The organism is Flavobacterium sp. DW-iso2 (assembly GCF_058725285.1).
This window is the reverse complement of the sequence record NZ_JBZXDY010000001.1, coordinates 136,736-156,600: the sequence shown is the minus strand read 5'-3', so window position 1 is coordinate 156,600 and position 19,865 is coordinate 136,736. Positions and strand designations below refer to the sequence as shown.

At 34.9% G+C, this 19,865-nt stretch carries 14 protein-coding genes; 11 read left to right on the top strand and 3 right to left on the bottom strand.

Annotated features, from left to right (window positions below; translation table 11 throughout):
• Positions 1 to 155 precede the first annotated feature (155 nt).
• On the top strand, positions 156 to 5,408 hold the full coding sequence (locus AC4PRO_RS00680) for an endonuclease (RefSeq protein WP_492115909.1): 5,253 nt from the start codon (positions 156 to 158) through the stop codon (positions 5,406 to 5,408).
• Between the two features lie 508 nt (positions 5,409 to 5,916).
• Positions 5,917 to 6,972: a reverse transcriptase family protein gene (locus AC4PRO_RS00675; RefSeq protein WP_492115908.1), complete on the top strand. Its 1,056-nt coding sequence runs from the start codon at positions 5,917 to 5,919 to the stop codon at positions 6,970 to 6,972.
• 40 nt (positions 6,973 to 7,012) lie between these two features.
• Here the strand turns inward: AC4PRO_RS00675 and AC4PRO_RS00670 are convergent, their stop codons facing one another.
• The 3 genes from AC4PRO_RS00670 to AC4PRO_RS00660 are packed head-to-tail and all read right to left on the bottom strand — an operon-like array spanning position 7,013 to position 10,965.
• Complete coding sequence (locus AC4PRO_RS00670; protein WP_074723118.1) at positions 7,013 to 8,605, bottom strand: MFS transporter; 1,593 nt, start codon at positions 8,603 to 8,605, stop codon at positions 7,013 to 7,015.
• A gap of 6 nt (positions 8,606 to 8,611) precedes the next feature.
• Positions 8,612 to 9,673, bottom strand: coding sequence for an HlyD family secretion protein (locus AC4PRO_RS00665; RefSeq protein WP_074723119.1), 1,062 nt, complete (start codon positions 9,671 to 9,673; stop codon positions 8,612 to 8,614).
• 2 nt (positions 9,674 to 9,675) lie between these two features.
• Positions 9,676 to 10,965, bottom strand: a complete 1,290-nt coding sequence (locus AC4PRO_RS00660) for a TolC family protein (protein ID WP_492115907.1) — start codon at positions 10,963 to 10,965, stop codon at positions 9,676 to 9,678.
• 155 nt (positions 10,966 to 11,120) lie between these two features.
• Between AC4PRO_RS00660 and AC4PRO_RS00655 the strand changes: the two genes are divergently transcribed.
• The 9 genes from AC4PRO_RS00655 to AC4PRO_RS00615 all read left to right on the top strand — a co-directional run bounded on the left by AC4PRO_RS00655 (position 11,121) and on the right by AC4PRO_RS00615 (position 19,854).
• Positions 11,121 to 11,927, top strand: a complete 807-nt coding sequence (locus AC4PRO_RS00655) for a helix-turn-helix domain-containing protein (RefSeq protein ID WP_074723121.1) — start codon at positions 11,121 to 11,123, stop codon at positions 11,925 to 11,927.
• 257 nt (positions 11,928 to 12,184) lie between these two features.
• Positions 12,185 to 13,093 carry a DnaJ C-terminal domain-containing protein gene (locus AC4PRO_RS00650; RefSeq protein ID WP_492115906.1) on the top strand — a complete coding sequence of 303 codons (909 nt, stop codon included), beginning with the start codon at positions 12,185 to 12,187 and terminating at the stop codon, positions 13,091 to 13,093.
• Positions 13,090 to 13,383, top strand: a complete 294-nt coding sequence (locus tag AC4PRO_RS00645; RefSeq protein ID WP_074723123.1) for a chaperone modulator CbpM — start codon at positions 13,090 to 13,092, stop codon at positions 13,381 to 13,383. Before AC4PRO_RS00650 ends, AC4PRO_RS00645 begins: the two co-directional genes overlap by 4 nt.
• Positions 13,384 to 13,542: 159 nt before the next feature.
• Positions 13,543 to 15,045, top strand: a complete 1,503-nt coding sequence (locus tag AC4PRO_RS00640; protein ID WP_492115905.1) for a thymidine phosphorylase family protein — start codon at positions 13,543 to 13,545, stop codon at positions 15,043 to 15,045.
• A gap of 5 nt (positions 15,046 to 15,050) precedes the next feature.
• A complete protein-coding gene (locus AC4PRO_RS00635; protein ID WP_492115904.1) occupies positions 15,051 to 15,917 on the top strand; it encodes a ribose-phosphate pyrophosphokinase in 867 nt (288 codons plus the stop codon).
• Between the two features lie 320 nt (positions 15,918 to 16,237).
• On the top strand, positions 16,238 to 17,029 hold the full coding sequence (locus AC4PRO_RS00630) for an MlaE family ABC transporter permease (RefSeq protein WP_139174224.1): 792 nt from the start codon (positions 16,238 to 16,240) through the stop codon (positions 17,027 to 17,029).
• 6 nt (positions 17,030 to 17,035) lie between these two features.
• Positions 17,036 to 17,788 (top strand): ABC transporter ATP-binding protein, encoded by a 753-nt coding sequence (locus AC4PRO_RS00625; RefSeq protein ID WP_074723127.1) that lies wholly within the window; start codon positions 17,036 to 17,038, stop codon positions 17,786 to 17,788.
• A gap of 8 nt (positions 17,789 to 17,796) precedes the next feature.
• On the top strand, positions 17,797 to 18,774 hold the full coding sequence (locus AC4PRO_RS00620) for an MlaD family protein (RefSeq protein ID WP_074723128.1): 978 nt from the start codon (positions 17,797 to 17,799) through the stop codon (positions 18,772 to 18,774).
• A 42-nt stretch (positions 18,775 to 18,816) separates the two neighbouring features.
• Positions 18,817 to 19,854, top strand: coding sequence for a glycoside hydrolase family 130 protein (locus AC4PRO_RS00615; protein ID WP_492115903.1), 1,038 nt, complete (start codon positions 18,817 to 18,819; stop codon positions 19,852 to 19,854).
• The last annotated feature ends 11 nt before the right edge of the window (positions 19,855 to 19,865 follow it).

Genomic DNA, 19,865 nt, shown 5'->3' with positions numbered 1-19,865 from the left:
TATTACGTTTCTATCGCATAAAGCCATGCTTTTTTTTAAATAATCATTTGTTTTTCAGTATATATTATTGATAGTTTTAACAATTTGTTAATACTAATCTAATTATACAAGTGTGAAAATTTATACTTTTACCTCCTAATAAACTTACAAGTACTATGAAACAAATTTACATGAAAAAGCAGCTGCTTCTTGCGACTGTATTTTCTTTTTTAAGTCTCTTATCATTTGGTCAGGTTCCCTCCTATTATAATGGAACCAATCTCACCCAAACGGGAAATGCCTTAAAATCGAGCCTTGCAACTTTAATAAGTAGCAATACGACAATCTTAAGTTATACTCCTGGAGTTTGGGATGCGCTAAAACAAACAGACTTAGATCCTAATGATCCCAGTAAAGTGTTGCTTATCTATGGTTACGATGATACTGATAGCGATATTTCTAATGACCGTACTCGTTCTAAAGATTTAAATGGCGGAAATCAGGGTGATTGGAACAGAGAGCACGTTTATGCAAAGTCATTAGGAAATCCAAATTTGGGAACTGCAGGACCTGGAAGTGACGCACATCATCTTAGAGCTTCGGATATCACCTTGAATTCAACAAGAAATAACTATCCTTATGGTTCTGGTACTGGTAATTCAAAATTAATAAACGGTGCCTATTGGTATCCTGGAGATGAATGGAAAGGGGATGTAGCGCGTATGGTAATGTACATGTATGTGCGTTACGGAAATCAATGTCTCCCTAATGCAGTTACCGTAGGTTCACAAACTTTTAGTGGAGATATTCCAGATATTTTATTGCAATGGAATGTTGAAGATCCTGTTTCCCAAATAGAAATAAACAGAAACACAATATTAGAAGGAGTTCAAGGAAATAGAAACCCTTTTATTGACAACCCCGCTTTTGCAACAACAATTTGGGGAGGCCCACAAGCAGAAAACCGATTTGACGGCAGCGTTGTATTCGATACAGAAGTTCCTTCAGTACCTGCTAATTTATATGCCACAAATACTACTCAAACGGGAACGACATTAACATGGGTTCAGTCTACAGATAATGTGGGTGTTTTAGGATATCGAATTTATAACGGAACGGTACAAATTGCTTCGTCTTTAACAGCTAATTATGTTTTATCAGGATTAACAGCTAATACAAATTATACTTTTTCAATAAAAGCTTTTGATGCAGCTGGAAACATATCAAATGGTAGCAATAGTATTGCCGTGACAACCCTAGCGGGTACTCCTCCACCAACTCCTACAACTTCTGTTGTTTTCATGAATGAAATACATTATGACAATGCTAGTACAGATGTAGGTGAAGGTATAGAAATTGCAGGAACTGCAGGAACGGATTTAACAGGATGGAGTATTATTCCGTATAATGGAAATGGTGGTGCCTCTTATACTCCAGCTGGAAGTTTATCAGGAATTATCCCAAATCAATCCAACGGATTTGGTACCGTTTTCGTTGCTGTAAACGGACTACAAAATGGAGCTCCTGACGGACTTGCATTAGTTAACAATTTAGGAAATGTTATTCAATTTTTAAGCTACGAAGGAACATTTGCAGCGACTAACGGTCCAGCAAATGGAATGACAAGCACTGATATTGGTGTTTCACAAAATGGAACTGAAGCAATTGGTTTGTCTTTGCAATTAAAAGGATCAGGAACTCAATATAGTGATTTTACATGGCAAGCTGCAAGCGCAAGCACCTATGGAAATATTAATAACGGACAGTCATTTTCTACTACTACTGTGCCGCTTACTAATCCAACAAATTTAGCGGCAAGCAACACGACTCAAACAACAACTACCTTGTCTTGGGAAGCAGGAGCAGGTGCCGTATCCTACGAAATTTTTAATGGAACAACAAAAATTGCTGCCACAACGAATACCAACTTTACACTTACTAATCTAACAGCAAATACTACTTATAGAGTTACTGTATTAGCTTTAGATGCCGATGATAATACATCAGATGCAAGTAATGAAATAATCGTAACGACTCTAGAAAACGCAACGACACCTGCACTCGCTGGATCTGTATTTATAAATGAAATTCATTACGATAACGCAGGTTCAGATATTGATGAAGGAGTTGAAATTACAGGACTAGCGGGAACTGACTTAACAGGTTGGAAACTTATTCCTTATAATGGAAATGGAGGAGCAAGCTACACACCAACAGGTACTTTATCAGGAACCATTCCTAATCAATTAAATGGATATGGAACCGTATCAGTGCCTCTTTCGGGATTACAAAATGGTGCTCCTGATGGAATCGCATTAGTAGATGCTGCCAATAATGTAATTCAGTTTTTAAGCTACGAAGGTAGTTTTACAGCGACTAATGGTCCAGCAAGCGGAATGACAAGTACTGATATTGGTATTGCTGAAGCAGGTACTGCGACTTTAGGTACGTCATTACAGTTAGTTGGAAAAGGAACAAAATATGTTGATTTTACATGGGAAGCAGCTGTTAGTACTTTTGGTAAAGTGAATGTGGGACAAAAATTTGGTGATTTAGTATTCATCAATGAGATTCACTATGACAATGCTGGAACAGATCTTGGCGAAGCGGTTGAAGTAGCTGGTTATGCAGGAACTGATTTAACAGGATGGAGCATTATTCCTTATAACGGAACGGGTGGTGCAACATATACTCCTATAGGAACTTTATCAGGAATTATTCCAGATCAATTGAATGGATATGGAACTGTATCTGTATCTATTGCAGGATTACAAAATGGTTCTCCTGATGGAATAGCATTAGTAGACCCTTCTGGTAAGCTAATTCAATTTTTAAGTTATGAAGGTAGTTTTACAGCGACTAATGGTCCGGCGAGCGGAATGACCAGTACTGACATTAGTATTGCTGAAGCTAGTACAGCTGCAGTAGGAACTTCACTTCAATTAACTGGAGCTGGATTCACTTATGCTGATTTTACATGGCAAGCAGCTAACAATACTTTCGGGGCCATAAATGCAGGACAGTTTTTTGGAAATGCAAGTGACATAATTGTAGTACTTCCAATTGCTGAAGCGAGAGCAAAAGCAGATGGTGAAATTGTAACAGTCACTGGCGTTTTGACTGTTTCTGATCAATTTGCAGGATCTGCCTATATTCAAGATGCAACCGGTGCAATTGCCGTTTTTGATAAAACAGTTCATGGCGCTGGTATTTTCAAAATAGGAGATTCAATTACCGTTACTGGAACAAGAAGTTCTTACAGCGACCAACTTCAAATTAGTCCTGTAAGCGCAGTTACAAATAATGGATTGCCAAATCAGGCTATCCAACCTAAGACGATTACTCTAAGCGAAATGGTAAACCATCCTGCGGAATTGGTGCGTATTCAAAATACGACTTTCCCTAAACCGGGCACGATTATGTTTGGCAATTCAAATACAAATATTACTGATGCAAACGGAACGGCTCAATTGCGCATCGACGCTGATGTAAATGATCTTGTAGGTTTTGCCCAACCAGAAACTTGTTCTGAAATTATAGGTGTTGTAGGTAATTATTTTGCAACTCAACAGCTTTTGCCTAGAATGAGGACAGACTTCCCATGTGCTGATAAATACCAACAAACAGGAAGTGATTTAGCTATTTCTAAAGATAAAACTTTAGATATAGCTACTTGGAATGTAGCTTGGTTTGGTGATGAAACAAATTCTCCAGCAGCTGGAAAACCAAACTCAGATATGATACAAAAAGAAGCAGTTAAAAATATATTACAACAATTAGATGCCGATATCTACGCTGTAGAAGAAGTTTCTGATGATGTATTATTGGCTCAAATGGTAAGCGAAATGAATGATTACAGTTTTGTTTTATCTGAAGCTACTTCATATCCTTTTGATGTATCAGGACCAAAACAAAAAGTTGGATTCATTTACAAAAACAAAACGGTAGAAGCAGTTAGTACGAAAGTGTTACTAAAAACAATTCACCCCTATTACAATGGTGGTGATGGATCCGCATTAGCTAATTATCCAAATACTGATAAATCTCGTTTTTTTGCTAGTGGAAGATTGCCTTTTATGTTAACTGCTAATGTTACTATTGATGGTAACAAAAAACAAATTAACATTATTGACCTTCATGCAAGAGCCAATACAAGTGGTGATGCTCAAGGCAAATACGACATGCGTAAATTTGATGTTGAGGTATTAAAAGATACTTTAGATGCACAATATCAAAATGCGAACTTAATCTTACTTGGAGATTATAACGACGATGTTGACTACACAGTTTCAGATGTAACAACGACTGTTTCTACTTATGAAGCTTATGTTAATGATGCTGCAAGTTATAATGTGGTAACAAAAACATTAAGTGAGCAAGGATTTAGATCGTATGCTACTTACGAAAATATGATTGATCACATTACCCTTTCTAATGAACTAGCTGATTTGTATATTGATCAATCAGCAAGAGTACACTATGAGTTTTTCTCTAGTGATTACACAAAAACAGCTTCAGATCACTTCCCGGTAACTGCCAGATTGCAATTAAAATTAATGGAAGTTGAATCTCTAAATGTTACTAATGCAATGTGTAATGGCGAAGCTAACGGAACCGCTACAATAAATGTTTCTGGAGGAATAAGTCCTTATACCTATTTATGGAGCACTAATGCAACCACAAGTACTATTACAGCTCTTACTGCAGGAAACTATAGTGTAGCAATAACTGATGCTTTAAATCATACCATCACTAAAGACTTTACCGTTACTGAAGCTGATGCGATTGATATTCCTTCTGCAGAAGAGGTAACTGTTTATAATGGTTACAAAGAAAAATCTTGTACGACACTTAGTGCGACTGGAATAACTGGAGGTATTCAACCCTACTCTTATAAGTGGAGTAATGGAGCTACAACAAACACAATTAAAGTATGTCCAGAGCAAACAACTACATTTACGTTAACAGTTACTGATGCTAATGGTTGTACTGCTGTTGCAGAAAGAACTGTAAATGTCGAAGATGTTCGTTGTGGGAATAACACCAGAAATCCAAAAGTTGAAATTTGTCATAACGGAAGATCAATTTGCGTCGATGAAAACGCTGTAAAATGGCATTTAGCACATGGGGATACTTTAGGAAGTTGTACGCAACAAGATAATAATCAGGTAAGAATTACTAACGTGAATGTCTTTCCAAATCCATTTGTTAATAATGTAAATGTAAGTCTAACTAGTTCAGTAACTGCTAAAGTTGACTTTTGGGTTTACAACTTCTTTGGTCAGTTAGTATATCAAAGTAGTAACGAAATTAGCGCTGGAAAATCAATTTCAAATTTAGAATTATCGCCGTTAAGAAAAGGATTCTATTTCTTGAAAACCGTTGTAAACGGAAAATTACAAAACATCAAATACTTGGTAAAAAAATAATTTTTCATTAAAAAAATAATCTTCGTAGTTCTCTAAAACCACCAAATTCAATTTTGGTGGTTTTTTTATTTTGGAGTAAAAATAATAGGAACTTAAAATATTTTTTTAAATATTTTTTTGTAACTTTAATTAAGTTAACCCGTTCACTTAAAACATGTTAAAGTAAAAATAGTCGATTTAACGTAAGCTTTATACCGATGGAACAAATTAAAATACAAAGACGAAAAAAAGAAGAATGGATAGCTAAGGATTTAAAAAGTAAAATCCCCAAATTGTCCAGGAAAACAATATATATTCCCCTTCAGAATGAATTACTATTCTAATTCATTTTTTAAAGATTGTGTTAGCTCAGCTAACATCGGAGCAGTGAGTCACTGTTCTGTAATTGAATGCTTTTTCAAGCACTGGGTTTAAAAGATTCTCCGCAGAGCTCCGAACCTTTTAAACCCGTATTCCTAATTGGAGTGAGAGACATAAAAGTCCTCACTCCATTAACGGTTTTAAGGCTATGGATTTTTCAAACTACAAAGATACTTTCACCAACGAGGCTATAAAAAGAGGCTACTCTGAACAGAATATTAAACGCTGTTTGGATTATGCGGCACCTTTATTTTCCAATGATGTTCCTGTAATTTACAATACGTCCCATTTGTCAGTATTAGTGGGCTACAAAAAGGAATATCTTAAGAAAGCCGCTCTTCATACTAAATACTTTTATCGTGATTTTGAAATTGTTAAACGAAACGGTAAAAAAAGACCCATATCAGAACCATTGCCCAGTTTGAAAGAAATTCAGCATTGGATTCTAAAAAATATCTTGTATAATATTCCGGTGAGTCCTTTCGCCAAGGCCTACAAACCAAATATAAGTCTCATCGAAAATTTGAAATTTCATAGAAACCAGCCGAAAGTATTTACGCTGGATTTAGAAAATTTTTTCCCATCCATTACCATAGATAGTGTCGAGAAAATCTTTATTGAATTAGGTTATTCTAAAAGCGTTTCTGATTTGCTGGCTAAACTATGTACTCGTGATGGCACTTTGCCACAAGGTGCCCCAACCAGTCCTTCCCTTTCAAATTTAATTTTTATTGAGGCTGACGCACTGATTGCTGACTATTGCATTCAAAGAAAAATAAGATACACCCGCTATGCTGATGATCTCAGTTTTTCAGGCGATTTCGATGAAAAAGAACTTTTTGATAAAGTAAACGGAATCATTAAAAAAATGAATTTCAACATTAACACTGCCAAAACCAAACTTATGACTCCCGGCAGCCGCCAAACCGTAACCGGCATTGTGGTTAATGAAAAACCACAGGTCGTTTTTCACAAACGTAATGAATTAAGACAAGCCATGTATTACATCCAAAAATTTGGAATTGATGAACATCGCGAATACAGAGAAATTAACCAAAGGAACTTTTTAGAACACCTGCTTGGAAAAATCAATTTTGTTTTGCAGATCAACCCAAAAGACACGGAATTCATTGGTTATAAATCATTTCTTATTGATTTAAAAAAGAAACGGGATTTAAAATCTAATGCGTTAAAAATCATATAGATGTAAAAATATTCCTTTTAATGTATGTCTTACTTTCTTATTAGATTGGAATGAGTCTAGCTCCAATTTTTCGAAAACGAAAATGCAAATGAGGAATTAATGCAATACCTAGCATAATAAAGAATATCACAATCCCCATAAAATAATAGTAATCCCTTGCAAACAGCATATTCGTATGATTTGCTATTGCTTTACCTAATAATCCCTTAGCCATAACTTTAGCTTTCATTGCAGAAGCACCTTTGGCAAGAGCCAAATTTTCATACAATTGTAATCGCTTATTAGATTCAAAGTTTAGACTGGTAACCGTATTCCCTAATGCATGATAATGCACACTTGCTTGTCTTAGATTCATAAATGAAATTAGTGCTAAACTTACTGTAAAAGCAAAAAATCGAAAAGAAACACCACTTAATGAGGCTGAAAAACTTTTGGATTCTGGCACAGATGAAATGGTAAACATCACAATAGAAAGCATTAAAATTCCATTTCCCATTCCTTGAAAAAATAAAGGTAATAAAATACTTTCTTCATTGGCTTGGGAGCCAAAAACAAAAAACATTTGAATATGATAGAGCAGTAAAAATGCAAATCCAGTAAGCCAAATTAACCGCATATTGCGTTTCCTTAAAAGAAATCGAGCTGTTATTGCAATACCAACAAGAATACCTAAAGCATTAAAAAACATAACATAAGCATAATGAAAAGTATCTAACCCCATTTGGTTAAACAAAAATGAATTAGCGACACTTAAATCCCCTTTACAAATATAATATAGTACAAGCAGCAGCCCTCCTATTCTAAAATTGCGAAATTCGTATATGCTTAAATCTATAAACGGTCGTTTCTTTTTTTTCTGCATCAAAATAAAAGTTGCAAACAATAGCATGATTGTTCCGATACAGATCCAAATGCGAATGCTCTCAAACCAATTGTAATATTGACCATATAAAATAACATAGGCAATTAATGATAATAGAGAACTATAAATCAAGAAACTCTTCCAATCTAAATTAAGCAATGGAAACCTTTTAGTATGTAAACGTATATTTGTTTTAAGGCAAAGGAACAGTAACAAAGCGCCGGGAATTTGAACATAAATAATTGCTAAATACAATACATTAAAGTTATAATTTTGAAATATGTAAGCATCAAACAAGTAAGTAAAAGCATTAGAAATAAGTAAAGTTCCATAAAAAACAGCATAACCTAATACTCTAGATCGCTCAGAATGAAATTGAGAAAATAATAAATTTAGTGTCACTCCAATTATAGCAACTGTTATAGCCCCACCTAAAAAACGTAAAACAAAGAAAAGCAATGCATTTTGAGTACTGTACAAAAGCAAATTAATCCCTGTAAATAATAGAACACTCATTAAAAAATAAGTTTTGGAAGCAAAATAACTAAAGAACCTTCTTTCTAATGGAAAAAAACTGGCAATCCCTACATAATATAAAACCATTGAAAATTGAATATCTGTGGGATCAAGCCCATAATAACTAGCCGCGCTTGTAATCCCACCAATATAGCCCGCTAGCATCGATGCTGCAGGGAGAATTACTAAAAAAATAATAACTCTAATAAGCCATTTGGGAACCCAACTTTTAAATATATTTGAAGACTGATTCATGCAAGTTTATAATTTAGGAATCAATACTTCAGCATTCATTCCCGCACGAAGATGATTTGTTTTTTCTACTGCATCAGTTAAAAGGATTCGTACGGGAAATCGTTGCACAATCTTAACAAAATTACCCGTGGCATTATCAGGAGGTAAAAGCGAAAACCGAGACCCTGTTGCTGGAGCAAGAGATTGTATTTTACCATGAAATGTTTCCTTTGAATAGGCATCTACTTTAATTTCTACTTTCTGACCCTCTTTCATGTTTGCAATTTGAGTTTCTTTGAAATTAGCCACAATCCATTTCCCTTGATCCTGATCTACTATAAAACCTATGGTTTGTCCTTTTTGAATTAGTTGTCCCACTTGTATGGTTTTATCACCCATAATTCCATCAGCAGGAGCTGTAATAACAGCATAAGTCAAATTAAGTTTTATAGTAGCTATGATAGCCTCTCTCTGCTGAACATTTGCACTTGCTACTGCTAATTGAGAATCAACATCATTTATTTTCCCTTTAGCAGTTTTATAGGTGTTTTGAACTGCTTTATACTCTGATTTTGCAATTTCAAAGCTCGTTCTTATCGCCTCAAAATGCTGCTGAGTGACTGCTTCCTCGTCCAATAATTTTTTATATCTCTTAAATTCTTGTTCTTGTTGCCACAACTTTGCTTTCGATGCAGCAATACTAGCCTCACTCACTGATGCACTACTAGTTGTTGTTACAGTATTACTTTCAAGGACTAAAAAAGAGGCTTTAGCTGCGCTTAAAGCGGCTTCAGCTTCTTGCAACTGCATCAAGGTTTCATTTTTGTCTATTACAATCAAGGTATCTCCTTTATGGACTATTTGATGATCTCTAAATTTAATTTCTTGCACGAAACCGGTAGTACGACTTAAAATTGGATTAATATATTCTTCTACCTGCGCATCATTAGTTTCTTCATATCGATACATTTTCACTAAGGCATAAGCGCCATACACTAATAATACAATCAATACTAAAAAGGCAATACCGTAGGTAATCTTCACTGTAATCCTGTCAATGCGTTCGTGTTTCTCTGTTATTGTCGCCATAATTATAGGTTTCCTGTATTTTTTAAAAGTTGGTAATAGTGTAACTTTTCTGAGATTTGAGCAGAAATAAGTTCGAATTGTGCTTGCAATAATTGAGCATCTGCGTCAAGCAAATCAGTAATTAAAGACAATTGGTTAAAATAAGTCTGGTTGAGAATACGGTAATTCTCTGTAGCTTGTTTTATACTCAATTGTGACTCTTCAATCTTTTCTTGATCTTCAACATAATGTTTGTAAGCTTTATTGATATCCTTACGCAAATTATCCTGCACGTTTTCTTGAGCTATTTTTTGTTCTTCATATATTATTTTAGCTTCTTCGTCCTTATGAACATCATGATAAATCGACGAAATAGTATATGATAACTTTACTCCTACCACTCCTAATAGGTACGGAGCATTTGCATATGGATACAACTTGATTTGTGGGTACGAATAATTATAATCTCCAAAAAAACCTATTCTAGGCAATTTATCTGCTTTTAATCCTTCTACATTTAATTTGCTTAAGGCTACTTTTTGCTTTGCAATCTTCTGTAATGGCGATTTGTTTATAGCATTATCTATATAATCATCATAGCCCATTAATTTTTGATCTTCTTGAAAACCGATAATATCTATAGGTTTTAAAACTTGATCATCAGGTTCTCCCATGAAGATATTTAATTCCTGCATGGCTAATTGCGCATTATTAAGAATCTCTGTTAAAGATGTTTTTTGCTTAGACAATTGCAGCTGCGCCCGAAGCACATCACTTTTTAAAACCACTCCTCCGGTATGTAATTTCTGGATTAGTTTTAAGCGTTCTTCGTTTTGATAAATATTCTTCTTTACTAATTTTTCAAATTGTAAATATAGTTGCAATTTCAAATAAGCTTGAGCCACTTGATAGTGAATAGATTCAATTGTTTCCTCTTCTATATATTGAGACAACTCTTGTTTGACCGTTTCTTTTTGGATGTTTGTTTTCAGTTTATGCCCATTATAAATATCAAAATAAGCAGCTATTGTAGCTCCATAAATGGAATGGTCTTCTAACGGAATATAATCTGCGTGTTGTAAAATTCCGTTATTAAAAATGGGAATGTTGGCTAATTTGCCATAGTTAGCATTAAAACCTATTTCAGGTAATTGTTTGCTCCTGGCATTTTTTACAGCTTCGGCTCCTGACTGTGTATGCAAATGATTCATTTTAATTTCCTTGCTGTTTACAGCAGCTTTTGCCCAAACTTTTTCTAAAGAAATGGGAATACTATCTATACGGACTTCTTGCGCTTGTACTGATAAGAGCATAAACAAGAATAAAGGCAGTATTATTTTATAACAATTAAAATGCATATTGAGTTCTTAAATTAAAATACAAAATTGGGATATATTTTAAAGTCTTATTTTGTCAATTAAGCCATTTATTTGTTAATTTGAGCCAAATTAACAAATATCTCATATTCATGATAAAAGAGCTAAGTTTTTTAGAAAAAGTAAACCAATACCCAAAGACTACTTATATATATCATACTAAGATTGAAGAGCGTCTGGCTATGCACAGTCACAACAAACATCAACTAACTTATGTAGAAGGCGGAGTGGCCTATCTAAAGACAAATGATAATTCTTATTTCTTACCTGCCAGACATTATGTATGGATTCCTGCGGGCATGGAACATTTTATAGAGCTAAAAACACCGATAAGCATAATACGAAATATTTATATACCAACTCATATTTTAAATAGTAATGAGTTTTATTCGAAAATGGGTATCTATCCTGCATCAAATTTGATTATGGAAATGATCCTATTCACAGAAAATTGGAGTGAGAATATTTTCAAAAAAGAAAAAAGCAAATACCAATATATTAAAACATTAGGAACCATTATTGCAGAGATTAGTAAAAACCCGCTACCTGTAGTTCTTCCGACTACAACAAACGAAAGGTTAAGTCCAATCTTAAAACACATTCATCTTCATTTAGACCAGCCTTTACTTTTAAAAGAAGTTGCGCAACTATTTGGTTTTAGCAGTCGAAGTCTTTCACGCTTATTTAGAGACACTTTGGATATTTCATTCTTGCAGTATGTAAAACTCACTCGAATTATTCGCAGTATGGAGAAACTATTACAAACCGAAATGTCAATAAGTGAGATTGCTTATGTATCGGGGTACAATAGTCCAGCTACTTTTAGCAACACTTTTTATAATTTAGTAAAATTAAGGCCTGTAGATTTCAGGAAAATAAATCGAGAGATTTCAGAATAAAATAGTCCCCTATTCCAAATCTTAAAAAATCATTTCCATCAGTCAGAATTATTTTAAAATAAAAATTAATCTATAAAAGAAAACCACATATTACTCCAGTAATAAACTGAAATAAAACATTTTATTACAATTTGTCATCTAAAAATTGAGTAAATTTGATAGCAACAAGATATCCACTATCCGTTTGCTTTTAACATGCATAATAGGAAGCATTATTGAATATCAATAACTAAAATAGTAATTGAAAACAATCTAAAATGGCATTTATAGACTATTACAAAGTATTAGGGGTCGATAAAAAGGCAACGGAAGCTGAGATTAAAAAGGCGTATCGTAAAATGGCCCGAAAACACCATCCAGACTTGAATCCAAACGACAAGGAAGCCGAAAGAAAATTCAAGGAACTAAATGAAGCCAATGAAGTATTGAGTAGCGCCGAAAATCGTAAAAAATATGATGCCTATGGAGAAAACTGGCAACATGCGGACCAGTATGAACAATCGAAAAGACAGCAGCAGCAATACCAAGGAAGTGGACAACAAGCCGATTATGGAGGTGGTTTTAGTGGCGGTGCGGATTATTCAGATTTTTTTGAATCTATGTTTGGCGGGCGCTCCGCAAGAGGAGGTGGCGCTGGTCGTACTGCGCAATTTAAAGGACAAGATTTTAATGCCGAATTACATCTTGACTTAAAAGATGTTTACACTACTCATAAACGCACGCTAACCATTAATGGCAAAAACATTCGACTTACTATTCCTGCAGGAGTAGAAAATGGTCAGGTTATAAAAATTACCGGACATGGGGCTGCAGGATCTGGAGGTGGCCCAAAAGGAGATTTATACATCACTTTTACCATCGATAATCACACTGCTTTTAAACGAGATAAAGAGAACCTCTATGCGACTGTAGCTTTAGACTTGTACTCAGCCATTTTGGGAGGTGACATTACCGTCGATACTTTTGACGGACAGGTAAAACTGAAAGTAGCGTCGGGAACTCAAAATGGAACCAAAGTTAAACTGAAAGGAAAAGGATTTCCTATTTATAAAAAGGAAGACCAATTTGGTGATTTTTACATCACCTATGAAATAAAAATTCCAACAAGTCTTTCTGAAAAAGAAAAAGAATTATTCACTGAACTTTCTAAGCTAAGAACCTTATGAACATAGAAAACTTCATTCCCTTAAACACATTAGTTACCCATTATAAAGTAGAACTGACCTTCTTTAGCAATCTAAGTGAACTTGGATTATTGGAGATTCAAACAGTGGAACAGGTACAATATATACATCAGGATTCTATCTATGAAATAGAAAAAATGATTCGGATGCATCAGGAATTGGATGTCAACATAGAAGGAATAGACGTTGTTTTTAATTTACTTCAAAAAATAGATGCACTGCAAAAGGAATTAGTCAATGTCAGAAATAGGTTGCGCTTGTATGAAAATTAATTCTCATCAATTATATAAATTACTAAAAGAGTTTAACTCTTTCTCGCATTACTGATTAATTTTTATCTAAATGATTGGTATTTACTTAGAATAATACGGTAATATCTTTAAAAAAAGCCTTAAATTTTTAACTAACATAGCTATCAACTCCTCTTTTTTATGAATACTCCCTTCAATACGTTAAAATTAGTACACCTTGGTATTGACACCCAAAGGGAACATGTCGTTTTCATGCGTAAAGATTGCCATATTTGTATATCAGAAGGATTTGAAGCGCTGAATAGAGTATTAGTAACAGTAAAAGGGAAATCTAAAATAGCCACTTTATACATTATTAATGATGGAATTTTGAAACCTGGAGAAGCGGGATTGTCTGAAAGTGCATGGGGTGACTTAAACGCTAAAAAAGGAGACGAAATTAGTTTTTCGCATGTTCAGCCCGTTAACTCCATGAGAAGTATTAGAGCTAAAATGTATGGTCAAGAACTGAACTATGAGAGCTTACAAAACATTATAAACGATATTGTTAAAGGTGAATATTCTAACATTGAAATTGCAGCATTCATTACGGCTTGTGGTGGTGACAGCCTCAGTATTGACGAAATCATAGGACTCACCAAAGCCATGGTAGTTTCAGGACAAAGACTTTCTTGGAATAAAAAAATCGTCGTCGATAAACACTGTGTGGGTGGACTTCCCGGGAATAGAACAACCCCCATCGTCGTGGCTATCATAGCTGCCTTTGGACTTACGATACCCAAAACTTCATCTCGCGCAATTACATCTCCCGCAGGTACCGCAGACAGCTTAGAAACTATGACAAAAATAGATCTCAGCATCAAACAAATTCAAAAAGTAGTCGAACAAGAAAACGGATGCTTTGTATGGGGTGGTTCGATAAAGCTGAGCCCCGCCGATGATATTTTAATACGTGTGGAAAGAGCACTTGATGTCGATGGTGAGGGTCAAATGATTGCCTCCGTATTATCAAAAAAGATTGCGGCTGGATCGACACACGTAGTTATTGATATTCCAATAGGAAAAACTGCAAAAGTAAGAACAGAAAAAGATGCCGAAAAACTAAAATATTACTTCAATGTCGTAGGCAAAGCAATGGGTATTAATGTAAATGTGCTATTTACTGATGGTTCGCAACCTATTGGTAGAGGAATTGGTCCTGCACTAGAAGCGATGGATGTCTTGAGTGTTTTGCGCAATGAAAAGGACGCACCACAAGATTTAAGAAATAAATCATTACTTCTTGCGGCGAGTATTATTGACATGGTAAATGGCACAAAAAACAAAAGTGGATTACAACTTGCAAAGGAAATTCTTTCATCAGGAGAAGCATATGCAAAATTTATGGCAATATGCCAAGCGCAAGGTGGTTTTAGAGAACCTGAGTTTGCCCCTTATAAAGAAGATGTAAAAGCTGAAAAATCAGGTATTGTAACTGAAATTGATAACAGAAGACTTGCGAAAATCGCAAAACTTGCAGGGGCTCCGCACGATAGCAAAGCAGGGGTGTTACTGAAAACGCCTTTGAATACAAAAGTGCAAACGGGTGATGTATTGTACTGTATTTATTCAGAAACAAAAGGCGAGCTGAAATACTCGATAGATTATATGAAATCTGAAGAGGATATCATTTTAATTCAATAAACATCATGAAAAAAATATATTTTGCTTTACCCGGTAATGAAGATTTGACAGAAATACTTATTCAAAAAGAGAAGGCCGAAAAAGGAATTGTTGAAATCCGTTCTTTTCCTGATGGAGAAACCTATGTTCGGATTATATCGGATGTGAAAGATAAAAAAGTATTTCTAGTTTGTACGCTTGATCAACCGGACACTAAATTGTTACCGCTTTACTTTTTGGCGAAGACCGCAAAAGAATTTGGTGCCAAAAGTATTTGCCTTATTGCTCCTTACCTTGCTTACATGCGTCAGGATAAAGCCTTCAATACTGGGGAAAGTGTTACCTCAACCTATTTTGCAAATTTAATTTCTGGATTTGCAGATACTTTAATTACGATTGACCCGCACCTACATCGAAGAAGCTCTCTATCTGAAATTTACAGCATCCCTACAACAATATCCCATGCAGCTCATCATATTTCAGCCTGGATAAAATATACCATTGACAAACCTATTTTGATTGGTCCCGATGGCGAAAGTGAGCAATGGGTGGCTGAGGTGGCAAAAAATGCCAATGCTCCTTATATCATTTTAGATAAGATTCGTCATGGGGACCGTGATGTAGAAGTATCTATACCCGATCTTGATAAATACAAGGATTATGTTCCTGTTTTAGTTGATGATATCATTTCGACAGGACGAACCATGATTGAAACCATCTGTCATTTGAAAAATGGTGGAATGAAACCCCCTATCTGTATTGGCGTACATGCTGTATTTGCAAAAAATGCTTTTGAGGAAATAAAAAAATCTGGTGCTAAGGAAGTTATTACTTGTAACACGATTCCGCATGAAAGTAACCGAATTGACATCAGCGATTTGTTAATTCTCTAAACTAAAAACACTTGCCATTACTATGGAATTAAGCAAAGTTGTTCTGATGGTCGTTTAAATAAATTGGAGTCAACCATACTTAACTAGATTAGGTAAGTCTTTTGGGCTTCATATGTGTTTGAATACTGAAAAAACTAGTTTGCCATTATTACTAACTACTTTTTTTTGTCTTTTTACAAGAGTGCATTTACTAATTATCTCCAAAACAAGCATTTTATCCCGATTAAATCATCTCAAAATCAGTTATACAACATTAATAATGACTGATAATCAGCAGAATAATCGTATATTTGAGTAGCTACGTATTGGAAAATTAATGCATGACATCTATGAATGCTATTTTTAAAATAATCGAATTGATTAAATCTTTCTTGCTTGAAATGGGGGAACTTTCCTATTTTGCCGCTCGCTTTTTCAGAGAGTCTTTTAGACGTCCATTCGAATTTAAAGAGTTTCTTCGCCAATGTTTTTATATGGGTAATCGCTCTTTATTGCTGGTTGCCGTTACTGGCTTCATAATAGGTTTAGTTTTTACCTTGCAATCACGCCCTACTTTACTTGAATTTGGCGCTGTTTCCTGGATGCCCTCGATGGTCAGTATTTCGATAATTAGAGAAATAGGCCCTATTATTACCGCTTTGATTTGTGCTGGACGTATTGGTTCTGGTATTGGTGCTGAATTAGGGTCTATGCGCGTTACGGAACAAATTGATGCGATGGAAGTTTCTGGTACTAATCCATTCAAGTACTTGGTGGTTACTCGAATAATGGCTACTACTTTAATGCTTCCCATACTCGTTTTTTTCGGAGATGCTATTGCTCTTTTTGGATCGTATCTGGTTGAAAATATAAAAGGACATGTGTCTTTTTTATTGTATTTCAATCAGGTATTTAACGCTTTGGAATTTGGAGACCTTATCCCAGCCACAATTAAAAGCTTCTTTTTTGGATTTGCCATAGGACTGGTGGGGTGCTTTAAAGGATATTATTGCAAAAAAGGAACGGCTGGCGTTGGTCTAGCCGCTAATTCTGCAGTAGTTTATACCTCTATGCTCCTTTTTGTTATTGATTTTATCGCTGTTTTTGTTACTGATATATTTTATGATTTATAACTAATTATGAATACAACAACCCAAAATAGAAATATTATTATAGAGATCAAAGACTTAAAAAAAAGCTATGGAGACAATCATGTCTTAAATGGTTTTAATATGACTTTATATGAAGGGGAGAATTTAGTCATAATGGGGAAATCAGGTTCTGGTAAATCCGTAATGATAAAATGTCTTGTTGGACTGGAAAGACCCGATAGCGGCTCCATCATGGTTATGGGAGAAAAAATTGAAGAACTCGACCGTTCTACCTTGGATGAGCTTCGAACTGAAATTGGATTTCTCTTTCAGGGAAGTGCACTGTATGATTCCATGACCGTTAGAGAAAATTTAGAATTTCCATTGCGCCGTCACACTAAAAAATTTGGCGTTCTAAAGGACACTACTGCCTTAGTGATGGAAGCCCTTGAAAATGTAGGATTGGCGCACACTATAAACTTGATGCCAGTCGAGCTTTCAGGTGGAATGAAGCGTAGGATTGCCTTGGCAAGAACACTAATTCTGCAACCCAAGATCATTCTGTATGATGAACCGACTACAGGATTAGATCCTATCACAGCCAAAGAAATATTAATATTGATGAAATCAATTCAGGAAAAATACAATACGTCAGCTGTAATCATCACCCACGATGTTGATTGCGCCAGAGTGATTTCGAATAGAATGATTTTGCTAGTCGATGGTATTAATTATGCCGAAGGCACATTTAATGAATTATCAACTTCAACAGATCCAAAAATACAAGCTTTCTTTAAATAAGTATAGATATGGAAAAAACGACTTCACAAAAAATAAGATTAGGCCTTTTTGTAATAATTGGGTTATTAATCTTTGTTTTAGCAACCTATTTAATTGGCGATAAGCAAAAAATGTTTGGAAAAACAAGTCATTTAGAGACTATTTTCGATAACGTAAATGGTTTACAAATAGGGAATAATGTGCGCTACTCCGGTGTAAATGTAGGAACTGTACGCGGCATTGAAATGATCAATGACACAAACATCAAAGTGGACATGATTATTGACAAGGATATCTTTAAACACATAAAAAAAGATGCAGTTGCCACGATAGGTTCAGACGGCTTAGTTGGAAGTATGATCATTAACATTCTGCCGGGAAAAGGAACTCAATCTCCTGTTGAACCCGGTGATAAAATCAGCTCTGTAAATCGCATTCGTACAGACGACTTATTGAATACCCTAAATAAAACCAATAATAATGCAGCGCGTCTTACTGAAAACTTACTCATCATCACCGAAGAAATTAATGACGGAAAAGGAACTGTAGGACTTTTATTAAATGATGCTGAAATAGCCAAAGATTTAAAAGAGACCATGCGTTACTTAAAAATATCGGGAAGAGAAACAGCAAATGCTACTAAAAATTTAAATAGACTTCTTGAATCGATGAACAACAAGGACAATGTAATAGGTGTTTTAAATGATAAGGCTGTTGCCAATAGCATAAAGACAATCGTAAGTAATTTAGATAATTCAACTGTAGAAATAAACAAAGTAGTGACTAATCTAAACAAAACCATTCTAAATATAAAAGATGGAAAAGGGGCTTTGAATTATCTTTCTAATGATCCTAAACTTGTAAATAAAATTGACTCTACAATGACTAACGTCACTGAATCTAGTGCTAAACTAAACGAAAATCTAGAAGCTTTAAAACATAATTTTCTCTTTCGAGGATACTTCAGAAGGTTAGAAAGAGAAAAAAGAAAGGAACAAAAAAAATAGCATAAAAAAGATATTGAATCAGAAATTACAAAATAATCTATCATGATTACAATAGAAAAATTAGGGGTCATTCTAAGCCCTACCAATTTAGAATTTGAAAATACCAGCGTTATAAACCCGGGTATTTATCAGGATGGAAATACAGTCCATATTTTATATCGGGCCGTAGAGGAAGGGAACTTATCTACCATAGGCTATGCAAAAATGGACGGACCGACTAAAATAGTGGAAAGAATGGAAACGCCTCTTCTTTTGAGGGAATTTGATTATGAAAAACAAGGAGCCGAAGATCCTAGAGTTGTAAAAATTGAAGATACCTATTACATCACATACACTGCTTATGACGGAATAAATGCTATGGGAGCATTAGCCACTTCCAAAGATTTAATTCATTTTGAAAAGCATGGAATAATAACACCTACCGTGAACTATGAGGAATATGAAAGTTATGTCAATAAGTGTAATACTTCCAAATTAAATCCGAAATACCACCAATATTATAACCTTTTTGCCCAAATTGGGTTAGTTAGTGATGAAACCCGTTTATTACGCGATAAAGATGTACTACTTTTTCCAAGAAAAATAAACGGACAATTTGTTCTTTTACATCGAATTTGGCCAGGAATTCAAATCGTTAAGTTTGACAAGTGGGAAGACCTAACCAAAACCTTTTGGGAGGATTATCTAATGCATCTCACAGATCATATTATTCTGGATCCTAAAGATCCTTATGAAATGAATTATATAGGAGGTGGTGTCCCTCCCATTGAAACTCCTTGCGGATGGTTATTAATTTATCATGGTGTACAGGAGACTACGACCGGAAAAGTATATCATGCTAAGGCTGCTTTAATGCATTTGGACAAACCTGAAATGGAACTGTCGAGATTGCCATACCCTCTATTTTCGCCAACAAAAAAATGGGAAAAAGAGGGGACTGTGAATAATGTTGTCTTTCCCACTGGTTCTGCATTATTTGAAAATGACCTTTATATCTACTACGGCGCCGCTGACACGCATATTGCAGTCGCTAAAATAAACCTCCCCGAATTGCTTGGTGAATTAAGAAAACAACCTTAAATACAATATTA